Genomic DNA, 1,192 nt, shown 5'->3' on the forward strand with positions numbered 1-1,192 from the left:
GCCGCATCCGGGGCCGGCTCGACGTGCCCGCCCTCCGCGCGGCGCTGCACGAGCTGGTCGACCGGCACGAGGCGCTGCGCACCACCTTCCCGGCCCCGGACGGGATCCCGGTCCGGCTGGTGTCGCCGGAGGCGGTGGTGCCGTGGGAGCACCACCGCACCGACGACCCCGGCCTGGTCGACGCGCTGGTCGCGGCGGCCGCCGGGCGGGGCTTCCCGCTGGACCGGGGCCCGCTGCTGCACGCCACCCTGGTCAGTTCCGCCCCGGACGAGCACGTGCTGGTACTTGCCTTCCACCACGCCGTGGTGGACGCCGGCTCGGTGCGGGTGCTGCTGGACGAGCTGCGCGACGCGTACCGCCGGACCGGTGACGGGCGGCCGGCGCCGCCGGTGTTGCAGGCCGGGGACTACGCGCACTGGCAGCGCGGCGTCGCCGAACAGGCCGTCGCGACCGGGCTGGCGCACTGGCGGCAGGTCCTCGCCGACCTGCCCGCCTGGGAGCTCACCCCCGACCGGGCGGACCCGGACGACGACAACGCCGGCGCGGTGCACGTGGAGCCGCTGCCCGCCGGCCTGGTCGCCGGGCTCGGCCGGCTCGCCGCGGCCGAGCAGGCCACCGGGTTCGAGGCGCTGCTCGCGGCGTACGGCTGCGTGCTGGGCCGGCACGCGGGCACCGACGACCTGGTGGTGACCGTGCCGGTCTCCGACCGGGAGCGGCCGGAGCTGGCCGGGGTGGTCGGACTGCTGCTCGGCACGGTGGCCGTGCGGCTGCGGCCCGGCGGCGGGTTCCGGGCGACGCTGCGCCGGACCCGGGACGCGCTGCGCGACGCGTACGCGCACCGGCACGTGCCGTTCGACCGGGTGGTCACCGCGCTCGGTCCGGGCGCACCGGACCTCACCCGCTACACGGTCAACCACGACGCCGAGGCGATCGTCCCGGTGACCCTCGCGGACGGGACGACTGTCACGCCGGTGTCGCCGACGGCCGCGTACGCCAAGGCGGAACTGGGCGTGCTGTTCGAGGAGCACGCCGAGGGGCACGTGGCGTCGTTCCTCTACCGGACCGGCCGGCACACGCCCGCACGGATCGCGGCGCTCGCCGCCGACCTGGCCGCGTTCCTGACCGCCGTCGTCGCCGACCCGGACACGTCCGCGCTGCCCGACGTGCGGCAGCCGGCGCCCGTGGACCCGGT

The 1,192-nt window shown here is 77.9% G+C and carries 1 protein-coding gene; it reads left to right on the top strand.

All coding sequences use genetic code 11. The annotated features are described in order from the left end of the window. On the top strand, window positions 1-1,192 hold a 1,192-nt coding region (locus MRQ36_RS32935), incomplete at both ends, for a condensation domain-containing protein (RefSeq protein ID WP_242801739.1).

The organism is Micromonospora sp. R77 (genome assembly GCF_022747945.1).
Classification (GTDB): domain Bacteria; phylum Actinomycetota; class Actinomycetes; order Mycobacteriales; family Micromonosporaceae; genus Micromonospora.